Raw genomic sequence first — 15,992 nt, 5'->3', positions numbered from 1 at the left:
TTTTTGCAGTACCGTAATGATGCAGAATCCACGTAGTCGTGTTGAGAAATTGTCTCTCCCTACCCTGCAGATTCACTTTGATTTTGCCGTCGACGCGTTGAATGTGATTTATAGCACATGCCCACTTAACTATCTTACTATCCGGACGGGATCACTCCTCATTCATCTGGAACAATGCGAAGCCGTTGTTTAATATGTAGGTATCCTGTCTACGCTATCAGCAAATTATATATTTATGAAAAAACTTATTAAACGGCTGGAGATCATTAAAAGCGGTATTGAGCTTGAAGATGACGACATTATTCGGCATCAACTCCCTTATCTTAAAAGTGAGACTCAGGATGCTGTGCTTGTTTTTATCGTCATGGCGATCGAACAGGGAAAATTCATCCATGCTCTGGAAGCTATTTCAGCATGGTTGGGCAGTAAGCAAGGTGTCACGCAGTGGCAAGATATCGAATTATCAGCTTGCAAACTTGAGCTGAAAGCGCTGGAGGAACAGTTAAGCGATTTGATTGATAAACGCAATGAACGTATTCAGTTGCTAGATGATTTTAATGACCTTTACCTGGTGCGCCTCGGCCCATTAATGAAGCAAATCCTCAATTTACGCAAACAGTTGGCGGAAAGTACCTTGCGTAAAGCCGAGGCGGAAGCCCGTCGCAGAGAGCGCGATTATCGCAACTGCCAACAGTATATTTCTCAAGCTATAGATGAGCTTGCTTCGCTAAAACAGCGCTGGCTGTCACTCTCCACCATCTCGAATGAAACTATTGAGATTCGAAACCGGATTCAGCAACAAGCTGAGTTGATTACCGCATTGCTGGCGGAGATCAAAGGATTGGAAAACAGTTTTTGCACCCGCAATACTGAGTCAACACGCAAAGCCCGTGAAGAAGCCAAAGAGAAATACGAAAGTTATCAGGAAAAACAAACCGATGCCGAGCAGCGGCTCAATAACGATAAGAAACTCTCTTCTGAACAACGTCAGGAACTCAAGCGGTTATGGCGGCAAGCTAGCCGGCTGTGCCATCCAGATTTAGTGGCGGATGAGTTTAAAGAGAAAGCCCATCAACTGATGGTTCAGCTTAATCAAGCTCGCCAAAAAGGGGATTTTCCGACAATTCATGCTTTGCTGGAGAGTTTAAAGCAAGGGCTTGAGCCACTGATGGCCAGTGACCTTATTGATGACCTTGAACGGCTTCGCCGAAAAATTAATGATGTCAGGAAGCAGATTGACGTGATATTGCACGAGCTGAACACTCTTGAGGAAGAAGAATCATGGCGACTGGCCACTTCTTTACCCGATAAAGATAAATGGTTCAGAGAGCAAGAGAATGTATTATCCACGACGCTTAATCTTCTTGAAAGACAGGTTAAAGAAGCATCAAAAGTGCGGTATGAAGCCGGATATTGAAGAGTAAAAGCCCGCGCTACACGGGCTTTTCAAGAATATAGCTTCTTACCAGAAGTATTTGCAATCCTAAGAAAGTACTTCTCAAATACCAGCATAGAGAGAGTTAGCAATAGGACACAGTAGTTCCGGTTCATGTTTGGCATAACCCCGCTGTAATAACCAATACCACTGACCTTCAGAGGCTGGGGCCAATCCAGTATCTACATAACCTGCCAGGTGTAAAACGGGGAGTAAAGATGGCAGTACATCATTGATACTTATGCTCAGATGAATCAATCTATTGAGTGGCAAATAGGCGATTTCTCTGACACTATCCAGTGACGCGTCCGTCAGAATCACATCGACTCGATTACCTTGGGCAGAAATTTGTAATGGAAAGGCATTATTGCGAGTAGGCGCTTGCGGTGTTGTACCAAATAAGCCAATCAGAGAATTAAGCCAGCCAATGTGACCGAATACTGTCAGACAATGTGGTAGAGGGCGAGGTTGTAATGGCAGCACCCCCAAAATGATGCTTTCCCGAGTATTATGACCAAAAGGCGAGTCAACGTAGTCTAGCAGTAATCCAATTGAGTGAAATCCGAGTGTGTGAGCTAACTGTTGAGTTCGGGGGTGGCTTGACACCATTTTAATGCTCAGAGTGGTCAATGCCCGATGATAAGCATAATTAAACAGATGCTTACTTAGGCGGGTTGCGACGCCTCTTCCCCTGACTGAAGGATGAACAACAACAAACGCTAATTCAGCACTTTTCGAATCCATACCAAACCATAAAATGGCATGGCCGACAATTTTCTCTTCCCAAATGGCAACTGCCGAACACCACTTTCCTTGGTCATTGTGGTAGCGAATCATTGATGGCATATAAATATCGGGATAGACATAGTGTTCGCCATATACCGTTCTGAATAATGTACAAATACCTTCCGCGTCTTCCTCCAGAAAATCACGGATATTAATGATATTTTGCTGTGTCATTCCGAGCTTCCCACCTGAGCCTGATAGTTTCGACAGTCAATTACACGCTGTAGTTTTCCAGTACGGGGATGTAGCTTAAGATCAGTTTGCCTACACCACTGAACAGATACGACCAACTGACCGTGTTGCATCAAGCTGGCAATTGATGCGTCTTTTTTCTGAAGATGACGAATCAGCACCTCGGAATTATCGCTGTTCCCTGGGAAAGCAATACATATCGTGAGATTATCACAGCCACCAAACTGTTCGATCAGTAACTGCCAGTAACAGTTACCGAGCTGCTCACTAATTAGTGTATTGATTTCATCAGGGAAAAGTGATGCATAACCCACTCGCAGGCGGTGCCCAAAGCTACTTCGTCCTTGCAGGATGAACTTACGGTTTTTGCTACCTTGCGGCTCCACCCAAGCTGCAATATCGCCTACCGGATAGCGAATCATAGGCATAAGAGTACGAGTCAGGTTAGTGATAACCAGCATACCGGAACTATGGGTATCACAAATGGGTTCTTTCGTGGCTTCGTTAATGATCTCGACGATGGTCTCAGGCTCAAAGCAGCGATGTTCACCCAGATGACAATCGGGAGTGCTTGCACCAATTAGACCCGCATCAACGCTGGCGCAACCAATTGAAGCTATGCGGGCGTTAGGTAAAACACGGCGGAATAACTGTAACTGTTCGGCGAACAGACTTTCACCTCCGTACAAAATGGTGGTGACCCCTGGCAATAGTATTCCCTGCATATCCAGTTCAGTAATATAACGTAATAGATGTGCAGGCATACCAACCAACGCATTGATTTTGTGTCGGTTTATCTGTTCGGTCAAGGCTTCCGGGTCGGCGGCACTGGCACCAGTAAATGGATACTCGCAAACAGGGGTGTTCATATGTGACAGCACACCATGAATAAACAGGAAACTGGCATACAAATCACCGGCAAAAAATAGGTTAGCAACGCGATCTCCCGATTGGAGTTGGCTGGAGACGCCACGGCCAAAAGTGGTGATAAAAGCGCGCCATTCATCTTGGGTGTACACCGAAAGCTTGCTACCACCTGTCGTCCCGCCAGTTTTGAAGACTTGTGCGCCTCTGACCGGCCCTGTCAGTACTGGCCAATCTTCCAATGCACAGCTATTTTTCCAATACTGAACGGGGTCAATGAGAGGCAAGTCTTGTAATTGCCAGCCCGTCATCGGCACATCACGATAAAGTTGTGCGTAAAAGGGTGAATGATTACGCGCGAAAGTCACTAGTTGCTCAGGGCTCAGTATAATTTTCTGATTAAGTGTGTCGGTAAGGTGCATTGTCGTAGCATTCGTTTGGTTGGTGTTGGATTTTGTCATAATCAAGTTTTTCTCTTCATTCATTCTGCCTATGGATAAATTCATCGGTTTTATTCTTAACGCCGCTTGTCTATCACTAAGGGGTTTTTTCCACTGTGGGGATGTTGTTCAAATTGCGCGAGTGGTCGGCTACAGACGTCTAGCTTAAGAAGATCCCCGTCCAGAGCAGTGATTAAGTCTGCATCCGTACAGATTTTTCTACGCACACTGTCGGCATCACCGTCAACCAACAGGCGAATAAGTTCGCATCCACAAGAGGAGTATTCGAGAATAAACTGCACAGGGACATTAGCTAATTTGGCCAACTGTTGAGGTTGAATGAACAGAGTACCGATGCGAATCAGGTCGCCGTGACGCCCCAGCAGTTCGAAGCGTGGGCTGGTAACACCACAAGCACATTCCCCCTCGATCCAGCGGCCTATATCACCTATTTCGTAGCGAATGATCTTTTGTCCTTCGCGGGTTATTGATGTAAACAACATACGCCCAGACTCACCTGGCGCTACAGGTTCATCGTGATCCAAATCAACTATTTCCAGCCATTGGATATCAGTCATTAGATGAAATATGCCTTTTGGACTGGAAGTGCAGGCATGCCCAAGAGGGCCAGCATCAACTGAACCGTAGAGAGCCGAACAAATAGTATTGATACCGAAGCCTGTGAGAAACGTATGCTGGGTTGATCCCATATGCTCTCCGGCCAACATTAGCTTTTTGATCCCGCCGTATGCACGTAGCGTTTCATCTTCGCTCAGGAAGAGCTGATAAATGGTGCCGGGCATGCCGATCAGTGTGTCAATTTGTTGATTCACTATAAGTTGGGCAATGTCGCTATAGTTGCCATCATGAGGCCCCCCCATGGGATATTGGGGGACTTCCAACTGATTTAGAACAGTGAAGAAACTCAACAAACCACCATACAGATTACCGCCATACATTAGGTTGAGAACCCTGTCGCTTGCGGGATTCAGCCCGGCAGCGAACAAGCCGTCTGCGGCAGCTTGCATTTGGCTGTGGTAATCGCGGTAGGTAAACCCGGAAAGCTTTGGTGTACCGCTACTACCTCCACTGCGAAAGAAAAGCTGAGCACAGGGTTGCATGGCGCTGTTCTGAAAATCGGTCTTGTCCATAATAGGGTGGTCTTGAAATATAGCGGGAGCCGGTTGATTAAGATTAAGAGTGGCTTGTCGTGGCAGCATATTCGTCGCGAGTGTCACTGATACTCGACGGGCCAGTCGGGTAAGAGCATAGACACCATCATGTGGCTCCCCGGCATAGCTCTCGTGCATCTTTTGTAATGAGGTAATGCGGTCAACACCCGCAGCCAACATTAAGTGACTTAGTGTTGTAATATGCCCAGTAGAAACTGCGAGACCACAGGTTTGTAAACGAGTACGCCAAGGGTGTAGTGCCTGAAGTAGCATTTGTTGCGGTAAAGGACGCAGCAAAACTGTGCGAAATAGCGGTGAAGGCTCGATGGCAGAAACATGCTTCCAGATAATACGCCAATTATCACCAGCCCAGATTTTGCCTGGTATATCAGCAAATACTTCATCCATGCGAGTAAAGGCTAGACAGGTAGTGATGTCTGCGGCTTCTTGTTGATTTGGTATCAACGGAGACCATTGTTTCTGACGGTGCAGCATAGCCTGTGCCAGTTGATTGCCAACATTTCGCAAGATATTGGCATCATCGCTATCGACAAAAACAATTTGTGGGCTAGAACATGCTTGCTGATCAAAACGGCAGATTTCATCGGCCAATGCCTCGAAGATATGAGCATCAAGGATATTATGTTCCAGATAGGCAAAACTGATCTTATGGCCCCACTCTATCCAGCGGCATCCTGCGGGTAATTGTTTGCGGATGGCTTCAAGTGCTGTATCGCCTCCCCAGGCAGATACACCATCGGCATACGTCAATAATTGTGGCAGCTCGTCTATCTTGGCTGGCAATACTGCAACGAAATTAGCGAGCTCGCCGGAGTCATCACAATTAAGAAACGCTTGCAGTAGCTGGATATTAATACCTTGTTCACTGGAGCTTGGGCGCAGCCAATTGATATTGCCTACGAGTAGACTTTCCAGAATAGCGAAAAACGGCAGTAACGGAGCATTGCTGGGTGTAATATGTACGACAACACCGAGTGGCCTCCAACTTTCAAAATGTGGTTCGCAGAAATTGATGCGGCGTAACGAAAAAGGGTTGCTACCTAGTTCACGTTCGATTTTACAGCACAGGGCATCAGGATGACAAAAAGCGATAATTTCCTGCCGTACCCCTTCATCCAGATCCGGTAGCAACGCATTATCATTTAATCGCTTAATAAAGTGTTCGGCACACTTAATGACTGTTTCGGGTTTGCATGGTCGGGATAGATGGATAGCCAGACGATGCGTCAGCATAGAAATGGCTTGTTCAAGTGTAAGCGATTTATAGATTTGGCTTTGTATGAGATACATACTCAAAACTCCTGAATTAGTTCAGATGCCGCGAGAGCACAACTGCGGGATTTGTGGGCACTTGCGCGGCCAAATAGCTCGAACCAGTCGGTTTGAATACCACAACCACAGGCTTCAGCGCGGTGTAGCACCGCAAGGTCACTCATGACCACACTATGAGCAGGGCTGGAAGTTATATAGGGCGATATAAACTGGATAAAACCAAGCTGCCCATAATCTTGCACGTCAAAAGTTGTGGTATCACGAACATATGCTTTGGCGTAAACCGGCACATGGAAATGATGGTTTGGGCATTCAACGTAGGGTACGCAATGTTCAACTGAACCATAACCATCACGGCAACGAGTTTCAGGAATACCTAGCTGCTCACTTAACCGGGCGTACAATCTGGTTTTAGGAATCTCCTTATCAGCATGTGTTTTCCACCCACCGCCAAAGAAGGCTAATGAGTCGGGTGATAGCCTCAGTTCAGGTAGGCCCATTTCACGCATGCGTTCTAGCGCAAACCACATAAAAGCAGGGAATCCCAATATGCGTACCGGCTCACCTTCTTCAGCAAATTCTTGCAAAGCACGAATGACGCCGAAAGAATCAAATTCGTGACTTTTTCCTGTTTGGCGTAGAGCATAAACGACGCGTTTAACTGGCGCATATTTGCAGATAAATTGGTCGGTATAGGCGGTGCCGAGGGTGATGGCACCCGTAGGCTCGTAGCTCAAAAGCAAGTAATTACAGGGGGTGTCGAGGGTTTCCCAGCCATAATAGCGGAAGATATGGTCAACCATATTTTGAGCCGCATCCATACTACGTTTGTCATAGCACATTCGGCTTTTTTGGCCTGTAGTGCCAGATGATGTTAGTTCCAAAGCGCCTTCGCCTGACTTGCTTAACAACAAATGTCGCTTGAAATAATTAGCAAAAATAGGGGGCAGTTGTGACCAGTCTTGAGGGGCTGCTATCTCATTGGGATCAAAACCGTTGTGGGATAGCCATCGGGCATAATTTGGGGTATGAACAAGGTGGTACGCCACTATTTCGCGCATGGCAGTATCAAATAGTCGATCTGCATCAACGCCGGATAAATAGGGTTGTTCGAGTCCACATAGCATATTTACACTGGTGAGATTTATCACATCAATCTTCCTTGATAATTGAATGAAAAAGTTTGTTGTCAGCAGATCAGCCAATCAGATTTTCCCGACTCGGGCTACAAAGGTATAAAATGGGTAGTGCGGCGGCAAAAGCCGAGAAGGTAGCTCCTATAATATAAGCTTCAAGACTATTGCCAGCACCAAGAGTCGTAAGGAGGATGCTACCAAGGCCAAAAATAGCGACCGATATCATTCCAAGCATTGCGGAGACAGTACCTTTGCCGCTATCACTTGAAAATAGTGTGATTCTATATAGGGTGGCATTGCAGATGCCGAGGCCGAAAGCATAAATCGATAGCCCGGTAATAAGCGCAATGACATGATCGGTAATAAGAATCGTGACTAATGCGAAAGCCAATCCGCACAAAACTGGAAGTAATGCCATACGCAGCAATTGTTCAATTGAGAAGTGTTTAATTGTATAATTCAGGGCAAAATTGCCTGCGATTAATGCACCAAATACGGGAAATTGCCACAGTGCATATTCGGTCATGCTCATACCAAGGTTGTGTACAAGCAGCAGTGGAGACAGCGCTATCCAGGCGAATATAGGTAGGCCAATTAGACCAAGAGCTATGCTGCCCGACATAAAGCGCCGATTGTACAACAGGTCGAGATAGGCTTTGATGATGCTGCCAACCTGTAGCGGCTGCAGGGGCAGCTTACTTCCGTCCTTGCGAATCACTCCAATGGTTTCAGGCATTAACCAGAATAATCCCATCCAAACTAATGCGGCGAGTACGGCAATTAAGATAAACAGCATGCGCCATGTCATAAACGACAGAAGTGCACTTCCTATTAGCGGACCAAGCAAAGGAGAAAGAAGTGCTATGTTTGAGAAAATGGCCATTAAACGCACGGCATCCGATTCTGCAAAACATTCTTGAAGTGCAGGGTAACTAACCACGATAACAAATCCTAACCCAATGCCCTGAATGAAACGCAAGGCGATAAACAGGCGGATATCATTAACCCAATAAGTAGCTAAACACGCCATGGTAAACATCATGCAACCAAATAGCAGTAAAGGGCGGCGGCCAACGCGGTCAGAAAGGGGGCCAATAAGCCATTGGAAAGCAACTCCACCCAGCAGATAGGCATTGAGAGATAGAGGAACGTAGCTATTTTCAGCCTGCAAATCAGAGACGACGTTCAGCATGCCTGGCATGATAACATCGCTACCCACATAGGTGAGGAGTTCGAACAAAGAAAGCAGTAGGCAAAATAATAATGCACGATAGGGCGAAATAGGGAGTAATGAATTAGGCATTAACTATCCAGAAAATTGTATATTAAGTCGCCACAAACTATATGCTATTTTATAATTTCACTGTCCTTATAAATAATGAAAAAAATTTTTTATATTAGCTTGGTGGGAGTGAAGCTGCGATTTGACGAGCCCTGCCCTGAAAATTGTGTAAATACCTATATTCCTATGAGGGGAACAGTACTTAGCGTAGGTTTTCGCCCGTTGGCCCTCATACCCCTAAATCAGTCGGCGTATTCGCAGGGGTCGCCACCGTCGATTTCACCGGCAGAATAGTATGCCCGGCGAGGGCTGCGGGTACCTCGACAGCCTGCGCCCATAAAGAGGTACTGAACGCGATACTACTGGCCAGCAGTGCCAAGCGGAATTTACTCATATGCATGTTAAGTCCCCTAATTGTTTTTATTGCCCAAAGGTAAAAAGCAATTTCACTATAGGGAGCGGGAATGACAGAAATATTATCCCTGTTATTCTTTATGATTGAGGCATAATCACTATGAGTATTATTAATTTCGTATTCATTCGCAAAAAGGTCATCCATGATGAAAGATAACGAATATCAGCCACCGAAAGTCTGGACAGAAAACAACGCCAGCGGCGGTGTGTGGTCGAAAATCAACCGCCCGACGGCGGGTGCCAGATATGAAGCTAGCCTACCTATTGGTAAACACCCATTGCAGCTGTATTCCATGGGGACGCCGAATGGTCAGAAGGTCACCATTCTGCTGGAGGAGTTGTTGGCTTTGGGCGAAAAAGGTGCGGAATATGATGCTCATCTGATTCGTATCGGCGAGGGTGATCAGTTCTCAAGTGGTTTTGTTGCCGTCAATCCAAATTCAAAGATCCCAGCCTTGATGGACCATTCAACCACCCCGCCGATCAGGGTATTTGAATCTGGTGCTATTTTGCTTTATTTAGCAGATAAATTCGGCCATTTCCTGCCAAAATCGCCTGCGGCAAGAACCGAAGCGCTCAATTGGCTGTTTTGGTTACAGGGCGCAGCCCCCTATTTAGGCGGCGGTTTCGGTCATTTTTATCACTATGCACCGGTAAAAATCGAATACGCCATCGACCGTTTCACCATGGAAGCCAAACGTCAGCTCGATTTGCTCAATACACAGCTCGCGACTCATGAATATATCGCCGGTGATGAGTATTCTATTGCGGATATTGCTATCTGGCCGTGGTATGGCAATTTGGTGTTGGGTTTGCAATATGAGGCGGGTGAATTCCTGGATGTGAAATCCTATCCCCACCTAATACGTTGGACTGAAACTATTGCCAAGCGCCCTGCGGTACAGCGCGGCCGTATCGTCAATAAAACCTGGGGTGCAGCAGAAGAACAGTTAGCTGAACGTCATGATGCTTCCGATTTTGACCACTTATAACTGACTTTTCTTAATCAATAACATCGCCCTAACGCCCTATTCTCACCGGGTTTTAGGGCGGTTATTTAGCCAGATCGTTTGATGCCCAGCCGCTTAGCAAGACGGTGCAGGTTGCCGGTGTCAAGCTCAAGAGCGCGAGCACAAGCCGACCAATTCATCCCCTTTTCTTTTAGCACCTTAGTTATTAATTGCCGCTGAAAATCACGGGTGGCAGATTGTAAATTTTGCGGGGCTATATTTTTATCATCGCTAAATATCTCGTGTGAAATACTCGGCGCTGCTGACGCGACAATATTAAATAAGTTAGGATATAAAAAGTATGACTCTGCCGGATGTTGTGAGGCGCGAGCTAATACCGCCGCGCGGTAAATAGCATGTTCCAGCTCACGGACATTCCCCGGCCAACGGTAATTTTCAAGCATAGGCAATGTCGCTGGCGGAATACCTAATTGCTTGATGGCTAATTTCTTTCTTATTCGCTCAACAAAAAATCCCGCCAGTAGAATGATATCCCCTTTTCTTTCTCTCAGTGGCGGAACATGTAACGGGAATACACTGAGCCGGTGGAACAAATCAACGCGAAAACGCCCTTCGATGACAGCTTGTTTCAGGTCACAGTTAGTGGCTGCAATAATACGCACATTGACCCGCTTGGTGCTGTCATCACCCACTCTTTGTAAGTCACCATATTGGATAACACGCAGCAATTTGGCCTGAAGCACCAAAGAAAGTTCACCAATTTCGTCCAGAAAAAGGGTTCCATTATCAGCAATTTCAAATTTGCCGGTTCTGTCATGTATCGCACCGGTAAAAGCGCCCTTAACATGACCAAACAATTCACTCTCGGCCACATTTTCCGGTAATGCCGCACAGTTTAAATAGATAAGCGCGTTGGTCGCTCTGGGGGATAAATGGTGAATTGCCTTGGCAACCAGTTCTTTCCCTACCCCGGTTTCGCCGGTGATCAACACATTCAATTCTGATCCGGCAACGACTTCGATTTCATGCTTAAGTTGCAGTATCAACGGCGAAAGGCCAATCATCTCATCTTCTGAATGTTGAACTATCTGCTTGTGGATATTTAAAGAGCTGACTGTGGGCACAGCTTGTTTTTCTAAAACATCCACTAACAGCGCATTATTCAGTGCTGAGGAGGCCAATACTCCAATCAGTTTCAGCTCTTCATCACTAAATCTGTCAAATTGAGCAGGATTCATACTGTCGAAAGTCAACGCACCGATAAGTTCTTGATCAGCAAATAAAGGTAAACCAATGCAGGCATGAACTTTAAGTTCATCATGGCCAGGGATCAAGCCGTCGTAAGGGTCAGGAAGGTGGCTGTCCGTGGGGAAACGCACCACATTACCGGCGCGAGCAATAGCTTCTAGCCGAGGATGAGATGACAGCGAAAAACGTCTTCCCAACACATCGGGTGATAGGCCATCAATCGCTAGTGGGCGAAACAATTGATGTTCATAACGCAACAGCGCCGAAGCATCACATTGTAATAATTGCCTTAAGCTGCTGATTAATTTTTGAAAACGGTCCTGCCCAGATAAACCGCTTTGTAGCTCAATGGCTATTTGAGCGAGCGATTGAATGGATAAACTCATGTATTGTCATTCCGACACTGTATTGGTCTTTATGACAATAATCCGATAGTGTCCAAATGACAAACTTTAAATTTTAAATCAATAAAATCAATTGGATAAATACTGGCATGCTCTTTGCTATTTATAGTGAGGTTCTTCATTCACTTTAGTAAGGAACGGTTCATGGCCATTCAGGTTAAAAATAATATTAAATGGGTTGGGCAGCGTGATTGGGAAGTGCGTGATTTTCATGGTACCGAATATAAAACCCTTAAAGGCACGAGCTACAACAGCTATTTGATCCGCGAAGGAAAAAACGTGCTGATTGATACCGTCGACCAGAAATTTGGCCGCGATTTTGTGGCTAACTTAGAGCGGGAAATCGATCTGCATGCGCTTGATTACATTATTATTAACCATGCAGAAGAAGACCACGCCGGTGCATTAACCGAGTTAATGGCGCGTATCCCCCACATTCCGATTTATTGCACCACAAATGCTATCGATTCTATTAATGGGCATCATCATCATCCTGAATGGAATTTCATCACGGTCAAAACGGGTGACACACTGGATATCGGTAATGGTAAACAACTGATTTTTGTTGAAACACCTATGTTGCACTGGCCTGACAGCATGATGACTTACATCACTGGCGATGCAGTGCTGTTTAGTAATGATGCTTTTGGCCAGCACTATTGTGACGAGCATTTGTTCAATGATGAAGTGGACCAAATTGAACTGTATGAGCAATGCGCCCGCTATTATGCCAATATTTTGACGCCTTTCAGCCGGTTAGTCACACCCAAGATCAATGAAATCCTTGGCTTCAACCTGCCGGTATCCATGATTGCCACCTCTCATGGTGTGGTGTGGCGGGATAATCCCACCCAAATTGTCGCCAAATACCTGGAGTGGGCAGCTGATTATCAAGAAGACCGTATCACCATTTTCTATGACACCATGTCAAACAACACCCGGATGATGGCCGACGCTATTGCTCAGGGGATTCATGAAACCGACCCCGCTGTTGCTGTGAAAATCTACAATATTGCTCGCCATGATAAGAATGAAATACTGACACAGGTATTCCGCTCTAAAGGTGTGTTAGTCGGCTCCTCAACCATGAACAATGTGATGATGCCCAAAATTGCCGGCATGCTTGAAGAACTGGCCGGACTGCGATTCCGTAATAAAAAAGCGGCGGCTTTTGGCAGTTTTGGTTGGACGGGCGGCGCGGTTGACCGGATTCAAACTCGTCTGATGGATGCCGGATTTGATATTTCGCTCTCACTAAAAATGAAATGGCGACCGGACAATGATGGGTTGGACGAATGCCGCGAACATGGGCGCAAGATTGCCCGCGAATGGGCCTTACATCCGTTGAATAACAGCACATTGCTTGATGTCGAAACTCCATCCATTAATACAGAAAGTCGTTCCATTAATACAGAAAGTACATCTGCTGCACCTCTGGATCTGGGTATTTCAATGCAATGCAGTGTGTGCCAGTGGATATATGACCCCGCACTGGGTGAGCCGCTTCAAGATGTTAAACCGGGAACCTGCTGGGATGATGTGCCGGATTTCTTCCTCTGCCCAGAATGTGGGTTGGGCAAATCTGTTTTTGATCCACTCTAAAGGAGGCGGCCATGGTAGAGAATATTGTGATTGTCGGTTCAGGATTTGCTGCTCGCCAGGTGGTAAAAAACATCCGCAAACTCGACTCACAGATAGCAATCAATATGATCGCCGCTGATAGTGGCGTTGATTATAACAAACCGGATTTGAGTCATGTCTTTAGTCGTCAGCAAAGTGCTGACGACCTGACTCGCATGTCCGCTGAACAATTTGCGCAAGAGAATAACCTGACCTTGCACACCAAGACTCGAGTCACTGCCATTCAGCGACAGGAAAAGCAAATTTTATGTGGCCATCAGGTATTTCAATATCACAAGCTGGTATTGGCAACCGGGGCTACGGCAATGCTGCCACCAATCGCGGGTAATGAGTTGATATGCACATTTAACAGCCAAAATGAGTACCGATTGCATCAAGAGTTACTCCAAAAAGCCCGCCGTATCTTGGTATTAGGCGGCGGTTTAATCGGCGCGGAGCTGGCGATGGATTTACACCGCGCGGGTAAACGCGTCATTTTGGTGGATAAAGCCCACAGTTTGCTGGCCTCGGTCTTGCCAGTGGAAATTAGCAGCCGCTTGCAGCATAGCTTCAGTCAGATGGGCATTACCCTCGCCTTTAATAATCAGCTGAACAGCATTGAAAAAGTGGCGGATGGATTACGCGTCGTACTCCATTCCGGCCATAGCTATAGTGTTGATGCTGTTATTGCGGCAATGGGATTACAGCCGGAAACCGCTGTCGCGGCGGCGGCCGGGCTTGATATAGGACGTGGTATCAAGGTTAACCAACAGTTGCAAACCACGGATCCTAATATCTTTGCTATAGGCGATTGTGCTGAGATTGATGGGAAAGTGATGCCTTTTTTGCAGCCCATATTGATGGGTGCCATGACTCTGGCGAAAAATCTATTAGGCGGCGCACATTGCCTTACGCTGCCAGCGATGCTGGTTAAAGTCAAAACACCAGATTTGCCGTTATATTTCGCGGGTGAAACCCACCGACGTGACCTTAACTGGGAAATAAATCTCACGCCACAAGGAATAACTGCGCGCGCAACAGACAGCCAGCATCAGTTACGCGCTTTTGTGGTCAGTGAAGAGCAGACCCAACACGCATTTTCACTGCTACGTGAGTTAAGTCTTTAACCTTTAGGATGCTAACCCCCCACCGCCTGCGTAGGGGGTTTTTCCGGCAATTTTCATCACTTCAGCGCCCAACGTCACAAAGGGGGCGCGCCTGCTGGCATAGATAATCCCGCCCGCTTTGGCCCGCACCGCTTTGACTGTATCCGTTATTGGGTCAATGATTTCAGCGACCACTTCATCCTTAGCCACCCATTCACCCGGCTGACGCAATAACAACAGCAAGCCACTGGCTGGGGCATTGACTATCTCTCCCGCAGAGAACGGCAACATGACCACTTCACGCTGTGGGATCTCTGGCTGTTCGCCGACAATCGCACCACGATGTTGTAAATATTGATAAATACGTTCGGCATCAGCACTGGCCAGCGGATGACTGACATCTTGTTGCCCGCGCAACTCCACTGTCACGGCCATACAGGCTGGAGCAAGCTCAGGATAATGTGCTGCGAGACGGTGCCACGGCAAGCCACAAGCCTCATCAAAGGAACCGCCGCCGCTATCTTGTGAAAGTAGCACAGTGTCGATATGCAAAAAACGCGCGAGAATACCCACTGACTCTCGCCAAGCCGGATCTGCGTACAGATGCAAAATAGCATGGTCGTCGCAGTGCAAGTCCAGCACCAGATCGGCATCGCAGGCCAGCATCAGCAAGTGTTGGCGCAAGGCATCCACTTCACTCCGTGCCGGTAAATCTTGCAATGCCGCTACCATGGCACGGCGAATTGGTTGCCGCAAATTCTCTTTTTCGCTTAATACGCCTGCGCCCAATTGCTGATGGACTAACTGAGCCAGATTGGGAAAATCACGATTAAAATTGCGTCCACTGACCAAATCAAAGCGGCCTATTCCACTGTTTAGCAGCACTTGCGCCATACCAACCGGGTTAGCGATTGGCACAATAATTATTTCACTCTGAATTTCTCCGCGCCGTTCCGCCTGACTCAGTAATCTTTTAAGATAATGTAATACCAGCATTCCGGGCAGTTCATCGGCATGTAGGCCAGCCTGTAAGTAGATTTTCTCGCCCACACCCGACTGGCCGAAATGAAAACTGGTTAATTGACGCTGCCCACTCAGGGCATGTTCAGGTAACTTATGGTTATTGATTTTCATTGGACGTCCTATCTGTGGAAAAGAAACCCCGGCTTGACCGAATTGACAAAAAAATCCTTGAAATCCTCAGCCAGGATGGTCGTATCTCTTATCAGAAGCTATCCGAGCAGGTCAATTTGACCGCCCGCCCCTGTCTGGAGCGGGTTCGGCTGCTGGAACGCGCCGGTATTATCCGTGGCTACAGCGCGATTATTGAGCTGCCGGAACCTGAGCATGCCTTTGTTATCCAAGCACAAATTGCCTTGGCCGACCACGGACACTCACAGGCGGCTTTCGAGCAAGAAGTGCGTAAAACGCCCGAAGTGCTGGATTGCTGGTTGGTCGGCGGTAGCTTTGATTTTTTGGTGCGCATTGGGTGCCGCAACATGGAGCATTACCGACTATTGGCCGACACTTGGCTAACCAGCAAAAAATTCCGCGTCGATAAAATCGTCACCATCACTGAGTTACAAGCTATCAAACGCGCTTAACACGGTTAAAAATGCTTAAAGCTGG

12 protein-coding genes and 1 pseudogene are annotated in these 15,992 nt (G+C 46.8%); 5 read left to right on the top strand and 8 right to left on the bottom strand.

Going from position 1 to position 15,992, the window contains the following annotated elements; genetic code table 11:
• Positions 1-235: 235 nt before the first annotated feature.
• Positions 236-1,417 (top strand): DNA repair protein, encoded by a 1,182-nt coding sequence (locus OVO64_RS03665; protein ID WP_038632878.1) that lies wholly within the window; start codon positions 236-238, stop codon positions 1,415-1,417.
• Positions 1,418-1,498: 81 nt separating this feature from the next.
• Here OVO64_RS03665 and OVO64_RS03660 read toward each other — a convergent pair whose 3' ends face one another.
• The 6 genes and pseudogenes from OVO64_RS03660 to OVO64_RS03635 form a co-directional block, all read right to left on the bottom strand.
• Positions 1,499-2,395: a GNAT family N-acetyltransferase gene (locus OVO64_RS03660; RefSeq protein ID WP_235896312.1), complete on the bottom strand. Its 897-nt coding sequence runs from the start codon at positions 2,393-2,395 to the stop codon at positions 1,499-1,501.
• Positions 2,392-3,783, bottom strand: a complete 1,392-nt coding sequence (locus OVO64_RS03655; RefSeq protein ID WP_323744643.1) for a phenylacetate--CoA ligase family protein — start codon at positions 3,781-3,783, stop codon at positions 2,392-2,394. The genes OVO64_RS03660 and OVO64_RS03655 overlap by 4 nt, the downstream gene beginning before the upstream one ends.
• A gap of 11 nt (positions 3,784-3,794) precedes the next feature.
• On the bottom strand, positions 3,795-6,200 hold the full coding sequence (locus tag OVO64_RS03650) for an aldehyde dehydrogenase family protein (protein ID WP_145509725.1): 2,406 nt from the start codon (positions 6,198-6,200) through the stop codon (positions 3,795-3,797).
• Between the two features lie 2 nt (positions 6,201-6,202).
• Positions 6,203-7,387: an acyl-protein synthase gene (locus tag OVO64_RS03645; RefSeq protein WP_235896311.1), complete on the bottom strand. Its 1,185-nt coding sequence runs from the start codon at positions 7,385-7,387 to the stop codon at positions 6,203-6,205.
• Entirely contained in the window at positions 7,380-8,621 is a 1,242-nt protein-coding gene (locus tag OVO64_RS03640) for an MdfA family multidrug efflux MFS transporter (RefSeq protein WP_038632866.1), read from the bottom strand. Before OVO64_RS03640 ends, OVO64_RS03645 begins: the two co-directional genes overlap by 8 nt.
• 217 nt (positions 8,622-8,838) lie before the next feature.
• Positions 8,839-9,159: pseudogene (locus OVO64_RS03635) on the bottom strand (glycerophosphodiester phosphodiesterase); the annotation flags it as partial.
• Position 9,160: 1 nt separating this feature from the next.
• On the opposite strand from OVO64_RS03635, the gene yghU reads away from it, so the two are divergent.
• The gene (yghU, locus tag OVO64_RS03630) at positions 9,161-10,006 is read left to right on the top strand and encodes a glutathione-dependent disulfide-bond oxidoreductase (RefSeq protein ID WP_038632864.1); all 846 of its coding nucleotides are present in this window, start codon (positions 9,161-9,163) and stop codon (positions 10,004-10,006) included.
• A 65-nt stretch (positions 10,007-10,071) separates the two neighbouring features.
• On the opposite strand, the gene norR is transcribed toward yghU, so the two are convergent.
• A complete protein-coding gene (gene norR, locus OVO64_RS03625) occupies positions 10,072-11,619 on the bottom strand; it encodes a nitric oxide reductase transcriptional regulator NorR (RefSeq protein WP_145509724.1) in 1,548 nt (515 codons plus the stop codon).
• A 162-nt stretch (positions 11,620-11,781) separates the two neighbouring features.
• Here norR and norV point away from each other — a divergent pair, with 162 nt between their 5' ends.
• Positions 11,782-13,239 (top strand): anaerobic nitric oxide reductase flavorubredoxin, encoded by a 1,458-nt coding sequence (norV, locus tag OVO64_RS03620; RefSeq protein WP_038632858.1) that lies wholly within the window; start codon positions 11,782-11,784, stop codon positions 13,237-13,239.
• A gap of 11 nt (positions 13,240-13,250) precedes the next feature.
• The gene (gene norW, locus OVO64_RS03615; protein WP_267248627.1) at positions 13,251-14,384 is read left to right on the top strand and encodes an NADH:flavorubredoxin reductase NorW; all 1,134 of its coding nucleotides are present in this window, start codon (positions 13,251-13,253) and stop codon (positions 14,382-14,384) included.
• Positions 14,385-14,387: 3 nt separating this feature from the next.
• On the opposite strand, the gene OVO64_RS03610 is transcribed toward norW, so the two are convergent.
• On the bottom strand, positions 14,388-15,497 hold the full coding sequence (locus OVO64_RS03610; RefSeq protein WP_267248626.1) for a succinylglutamate desuccinylase/aspartoacylase family protein: 1,110 nt from the start codon (positions 15,495-15,497) through the stop codon (positions 14,388-14,390).
• A gap of 14 nt (positions 15,498-15,511) precedes the next feature.
• On the opposite strand from OVO64_RS03610, the gene OVO64_RS03605 reads away from it, so the two are divergent.
• Positions 15,512-15,967 (top strand): Lrp/AsnC family transcriptional regulator, encoded by a 456-nt coding sequence (locus OVO64_RS03605; protein WP_005165550.1) that lies wholly within the window; start codon positions 15,512-15,514, stop codon positions 15,965-15,967.
• Positions 15,968-15,992 lie beyond the last annotated feature (25 nt).

The sequence above is a fragment of the Yersinia sp. Marseille-Q5920 genome, assembly GCF_946902935.1.
In the GTDB taxonomy this organism is placed as follows: domain Bacteria; phylum Pseudomonadota; class Gammaproteobacteria; order Enterobacterales; family Enterobacteriaceae; genus Yersinia; species Yersinia rochesterensis.
The sequence above is the reverse complement of the archived record's forward strand: the minus strand, read 5'-3'. Positions and strand labels throughout refer to the sequence as shown.

What these genes read in the sequence shown, in the direction of transcription:
- norW (WP_267248627.1), top strand. Translation starts at nt 13,251, where the DNA reads ATGGTAGAGAATATTGTGATTGTCGGTTCAGGATTTGCTGCTCGCCAG.
- OVO64_RS03610 (WP_267248626.1), bottom strand. Translation starts at nt 15,497, where the DNA reads ATGAAAATCAATAACCATAAGTTACCTGAACATGCCCTGAGTGGGCAG.
- yghU (WP_038632864.1), top strand. Translation starts at nt 9,161, where the DNA reads ATGAAAGATAACGAATATCAGCCACCGAAAGTCTGGACAGAAAACAAC.
- norR (WP_145509724.1), bottom strand. Translation starts at nt 11,619, where the DNA reads ATGAGTTTATCCATTCAATCGCTCGCTCAAATAGCCATTGAGCTACAA.
- OVO64_RS03640 (WP_038632866.1), bottom strand. Translation starts at nt 8,621, where the DNA reads ATGCCTAATTCATTACTCCCTATTTCGCCCTATCGTGCATTATTATTT.
- OVO64_RS03665 (WP_038632878.1), top strand. Translation starts at nt 236, where the DNA reads ATGAAAAAACTTATTAAACGGCTGGAGATCATTAAAAGCGGTATTGAG.
- OVO64_RS03650 (WP_145509725.1), bottom strand. Translation starts at nt 6,200, where the DNA reads ATGTATCTCATACAAAGCCAAATCTATAAATCGCTTACACTTGAACAA.
- OVO64_RS03655 (WP_323744643.1), bottom strand. Translation starts at nt 3,783, where the DNA reads ATGAATTTATCCATAGGCAGAATGAATGAAGAGAAAAACTTGATTATG.
- norV (WP_038632858.1), top strand. Translation starts at nt 11,782, where the DNA reads ATGGCCATTCAGGTTAAAAATAATATTAAATGGGTTGGGCAGCGTGAT.
- OVO64_RS03660 (WP_235896312.1), bottom strand. Translation starts at nt 2,395, where the DNA reads ATGACACAGCAAAATATCATTAATATCCGTGATTTTCTGGAGGAAGAC.